Source organism: Flavobacterium sp., from assembly GCF_035456085.1.
In the GTDB taxonomy this organism is placed as follows: Bacteria; Bacteroidota; Bacteroidia; order Flavobacteriales; family Flavobacteriaceae; genus Flavobacterium.
Genome location: NZ_DATIDY010000028.1, coordinates 1 through 5,645, shown reverse-complemented (window position 1 = coordinate 5,645; position 5,645 = coordinate 1). Strand labels below are relative to the sequence as shown.

At 34.0% G+C, this 5,645-nt stretch carries 3 protein-coding genes; 2 read left to right on the top strand and 1 reads right to left on the bottom strand.

What is annotated here, in order from left to right; all coding sequences use genetic code 11:
• Positions 1-120: 120 nt before the first annotated feature.
• A complete protein-coding gene (locus VLC96_RS02400; protein ID WP_325260455.1) occupies positions 121-3,369 on the bottom strand; it encodes a pectinesterase family protein in 3,249 nt (1,082 codons plus the stop codon).
• Positions 3,370-3,903: 534 nt separating this feature from the next.
• On the opposite strand from VLC96_RS02400, the gene rpsO reads away from it, so the two are divergent.
• Together rpsO and VLC96_RS02390 are read left to right on the top strand one after the other, a co-directional pair.
• Positions 3,904-4,173, top strand: a complete 270-nt coding sequence (gene rpsO, locus VLC96_RS02395) for a 30S ribosomal protein S15 (protein ID WP_325260454.1) — start codon at positions 3,904-3,906, stop codon at positions 4,171-4,173.
• 221 nt (positions 4,174-4,394) lie between these two features.
• The coding region (locus tag VLC96_RS02390) for a polyribonucleotide nucleotidyltransferase (RefSeq protein ID WP_325260453.1) at positions 4,395-5,645 on the top strand (1,251 nt) is incomplete at its 3' end.

The following is a 5,645-nucleotide window of genomic DNA, read 5'->3' as shown; positions in this document are numbered from 1 at the left end:
AGATGCACTGCAGTGCATCTCTACTTATTTTATAAAATCACACCACATCAACAAAAAAAGACAAAAAAAATCCTGAGTTTTCACTCAGGATTTTCTATAAATAGTAAAACAGTTAACGAATTAGTAAGTCATTACTTTAACAGCTTTTTGTCCGTCTTCTGCGTTTACAACTACAATCCAAATCCCTGATTTCATATCAAAATTAGTATCTGAATCGATTTCAAATGATTTTAGCAACGCACCATTTAAACCATAAACTAAAACTGTAGATTTTGATTTCACATTAGAAACAGCGATTTTATTTTTAGAACCAAAAACATTTACAGCTGATTGTGGCTGGTATTTTTTAATTCCAAGTGATGGATCATTAGCAATTAATTGTGGAAATGGATCCCAACCGTCACTTCCTTTAGTGAAATTCAATGTATTAATAGCTACTCCACCTGTTAGAGTAGGAGTAGTAGGTTTGGTTGACCAAGATACACGACTCGCTTGATTATCTACTCCCGAATTTTCAATAGTTCCGTATTCATACACACTAGTTGATGATGATCCTAATGAATTATTCCATCCAGCAGCAACTATTAAAGATTGTCCTGAGAAACTTGGATTGTCAGAAGTTTCAATCGTAGTATTATAAAAGACAACCTCGCCATTAGCAGACCAAGGACGACCAAAATAACCAGGTTTAGAACGAAATAAAGATGCCGTTTCTGTACCAGGAGTTGCAGAAGTAACTGTACATTCATACATCAAATATCCTCTTCCTGCATCTTGTTGCGCTGCAGTTATGTAACTTACATCATTATTATCTTCACTCGTGTTCATCGCTAAAGCCGTTTTATAAAACACTGCATCCATACCTCCAAAAAGATAATCCGTTCCTCCCATCATCACTCCTTTATATACAGCTACTCTAGCGCCTTTTCCTCCATAAAAAGAATCCTGACGTCCTATTACTCTACAGTTATTCAATATTACTTTTTGAACATTGTCAAGTACTGCAATAGCCGCTGCTCTTTCAACAAAACTTTTATTTTGAACAGTTGTATTTCCGATAGCCGTCGGACGTGTTCCTTTGCCTCCTGAAGTCCACTCAACTACAATATCTTCAGATTCTTTTTTAGAAATATATTGATTAAAAGAATTCTCAAAAATAATGTTATCAGCTTCAAAACCAGCAGCATTAATAACCACAGTAGCATTCCAATAAGAACCATTTGTAGTTCCGGCTCCTGTATTTACATAAGAAAAATAACCATTTTCTTTGTTTACTTTTAAAACATCTGAATGCCATTTCTGGTCAGAAGACATACTATAATAAGTGTATCCGTGACCATAATAAGATGTAACACGAACTGCATTAGGATCGATATCAACACCTTTATTCGATAAAGCAACACTTGGAGTAGTTGCAGCATTTTTCAAAGTAACATTTGGTTGAGTAATCACAAGCATTTCTTCGTAGTTTCCTGGGTCAACCATAATAGTTACTCGATCTGTAGCCGTACGTGTCATTTTTGAAACAGCAGTAAGAGCATCGTTAATTGTTTTGTATGTTTTATCTGTTCCTACAGTAATCGTAGAGCTATAAGGAATGCTTCCTCCTATAGTAACATCAGTAATATAAGTTGTATATCCTGCAACTCCTCCCATAGTAATTGTCACATACCCAGGAGCACTTCCACCATAAGCATATTCTACTTTTTCAACATTAGAAGTACTACCTGATGTTGTTTTTATCGCTGCGCCTCCATCAATTGAGAAATCTGCTGAGTAATAATATGAAACTATAATTTTATCACCAACATTTACCGGAATCTGAATAGTTCCTCCAGATTTGGCAGTTAAATCACCATTAGCAATACGATTAGAAATTGTACCTGCCGTACCTCCAAATAACATTCCTTTATAAGTTGTAGCCGAAGTTGTGATTGTTCTATCATCAAAAGACCAATTGGTAACAGGTTTAAATTCTAACGCTTTTGATGCAGCTGTATTATTAACAATTACATTGGATACCAATCCCGATTCAACAGGATCACTATCTATGCCTGTATAAGTAAGAAAATAGGTTCCTTTTCTTAATTTTATAGCTGAACCATAATTAAAATTATACACATATCCAGCTTCATTCTTGTTGGCAAAAGCAAGTTTTAGACTCGCTAATTGAGTAGTATTCAATCCGGAAACATTAAGAGTCACATCATAAACTGGTTTTGCAGAAAACACAACATCTTTAGTTGTTGCAGCAGAGATATCAACCGTATTTGCTAAAATTTCAAAATCATTAACGCCTTTACCTGAAACAACATATGGTGTATTTGCTTCTAAATCTACTGTATAAGCACCTGTAGTTGTATTGATAAGGGGCTTAGGAACATAAATTTTATTTAAAGAAGCATCTGGCGTATAAACTAAACTTAATTTTGTTAAATCAGCAGAAGTCAAACCTGATACATTTCCTGTAACTGTAAATAAAGTAACTTTCTCAATACTAATATCATAGCTCGTAGTAGTAGCTAAAACGTTTAAAGAAGTTCCATTATTTATAACAAAACCATTTGCATTAACAAGCCCTAACTCATATGAATATCCTGCTGGAAGATTTACGCTATATGCCCCAGAAGTAACTGGCGCGGTAAAAACTTTTCCTGTTGCATTTGTGAAAGAAACACTATATCCTGCTGGAATTCCTGCTGCTAAAGTCTCATCAATTGTGCCAGTAATAGACGCGTAAGTAGCTGGTTTTCTCAAAATCCTGTAATAACTAGGTTTATTTGATGAATCATATATACGATAGTTACCAGTATATTTAGCTACATATTTATATTCAGCAGCCGTTGCAGTTGTTACAGATTGGTCTTTTTGAATTTGCGGCCCGGTTACATATTCAAAATTTAACAAACCTGCAGCATCACCACAAGCAATTAAGGTAACCTCATCATCTGCTTTTAATGACAATTCTAAATATCTTCCTGTCTGGGCTGCACCATTTACGTAAAGACGTCCCGTACAACCAGTAGTTCCAACATTTCCTAAAGTTCCATCATAGCGAGTAACCGCTATATTTGAAGTTCTTAATCTATCATTTGTACCTCCTACCCACTTCAAATCACCTGCAGTAAAAGTAGCTGGCATTACATTAGTAGTAGTATTAGCACTACCAGGTATTATTGTTCCTGGATACCAAGCATTAATAACAGCTACAGTTAGTTGTTTAGTGTACAAATTAGTATCATCAAACGGAGTATTAGTCACCGCTGGTTGTCCTAAAGCTCCAAAATCCCAAACATCGGTCTTTTGGGCTTGCATAAATGATGTAAAACATAACATCATAAAAATAAGTAATCGTAATTTTCTTTTCATATGGTTAAATTTATAGTTTATAATTTGGCTTTTACTTCGTAATAAATCATTTAAGCAATTTAAATAGCTCGCAAAATCTTAAAATAATCTATTGAATATCAATATTCTGATTATTCATTAACTCTAGTAAAATTTATTCTTGGTTCATTTTATTACAAAACAATCTCTAATAAAAATGCAATCGATTACACAAAAATAAATTTTTTTTTCAAATAGAAAATAAATTAACCAAAAAATTTTAATACACTAATAAATATCCCTTTTTATTAATATTATGTCAATAAAATAAAAAAAACACGACAATTATATCCTTTAATTAATCCAAGTCCTTCAATTGATCAAAATAGCATTAATGTTTGACAAAAAAGCACACATAAACCATATCAACCTATAAAAATGATACCAAAATTGCAGTCAAAAATTATTCTTAAACAAAACTTAAACAACCCTGAATAATAAATAAATATTTTCTATATTTGCACCCGTCTTACAATAGCTGTGAGATCGCATAATAATCATTTAAATAATATTAGCATGTACTTAACTAAAGAAGTTAAAGCAGAAATCTTCGCTAAATACGGAGGAAAAGCAGAAAACACAGGATCTGCAGAAGGACAAATCGCGTTATTCACTCACAGAATTACACACCTTACTGAGCACTTGAAAAAAAATCGTCACGATTTTAATACTGAGCGTTCATTAGTATTGTTAGTAGGTAAAAGAAGAGCTTTGTTAGACTACCTTAAGAAAACAGAGATCAACAGATATCGTGAAATTATCAAAGTATTGGGTATTAGAAAATAATCAATATACTAAAAGAGGTGCGAAAGTGCCTCTTTTTTTTATCTATCTTTTTAAATTTAAAAAAATAATTTAAATTTAAAAAATGCCGTCAATTTTGAAATAAAATTGTCATATCATTAAAAAAAGTTTGGTTTTTCATTGGGTTTTAGGCATTAACTACGCAACAACTACAACTAACAACACAACTAAAACCCATTGTATAACCAATAAGGAAAAGATTTATGATTCCACAATTATTTGTAGAAAAAATCGATTTAGGTGATGGCAGAAGCATCACAATCGAGACAGGACGTTTGGCTAAACAAGCTGATGGTTCTGTAGTAGTAAGAATGGGCGACACGATGATACTTGCAACTGCAGTATCGGCTCGCACTAGTAACCCAGGCGTTGATTTTTTACCATTAACGGTAGATTACCGCGAAAAATTTGCAGCCGCTGGTCGTTTTCCAGGAGGTTTTTTCAAAAGAGAAGCTCGTCCAAGCGATAGCGAAGTATTAACAATGAGATTAGTTGACCGCGTTTTGCGTCCACTTTTCCCAGATGATTACCACGCTGAAACACAAGTAATGATTCAATTGATGTCTCATGACGAAGAAGTTATGCCAGACGCATTAGCTGGTTTAGCTGCTTCTGCAGCATTAGCTGTTTCAGATATTCCATTTTACAATTTAATTTCTGAAGTTCGTGTTGCACGTATCGACGGAAAATTTGTAATCAACCCAAGTAGAGTAGATTTAGAAAAATCAGACATCGATATGATGATTGGAGCTTCAATGGATTCTGTTGCGATGGTTGAAGGCGAGATGAAAGAAATCTCAGAAGCAGAAATGGTCGAAGCAATTAAATTTGCGCACGAAGCTATCAAAGTTCAAATCGAAGCACAATATCGTTTACAAGCTGCTTTTGGTAAAAAAGAAACTCGTACTTACGAAGGTGAGAAAGAGAACGAAGAAATTTACAAAAAAGTAAAAGCAGCAGCCTACGACAAAATTTATGCTATTGCAAAAGTTGGTTCGGCTAAACACGAAAGAAGCGCTGCATTTGCTGAAGTAAAAGAAGAAGTTAAGGCTTTATTTACAGAAGAAGAATTAGCAGCTGATGGTGATTTAGTATCTAAATATTTCTACAAAACCAACAAAGAAGCGGTTCGTAATGTAGTTTTAGAATTAGGAATTCGTTTAGACGGAAGAAAAACAACAGATATCAGACCAATCTGGTGTGAAACTGATTATTTACCAAGAGTTCATGGTTCATCATTGTTTACACGTGGAGAAACTCAAGCGTTGGCTACAGTAACTTTAGGAACTTCAAGAGAAGCAAACCAAATCGACTCTCCATCTGAACAAGGTGAAGAAAAATTCTACTTGCACTATAACTTCCCTCCTTTCTCAACTGGTGAAGCAAAACCATTAAGAGGAACTTCAAGAAGAGAAGTAGGTCACGGTAACTTAGCTCAAAGAGCTTTAAAAAAC

Excerpts from the sequence above, each read along its gene's own strand:
- VLC96_RS02400 (WP_325260455.1), bottom strand. The coding sequence starts at position 3,369 with ATGAAAAGAAAATTACGATTACTTATTTTTATGATGTTATGTTTTACA.
- rpsO (WP_325260454.1), top strand. The coding sequence starts at position 3,904 with ATGTACTTAACTAAAGAAGTTAAAGCAGAAATCTTCGCTAAATACGGA.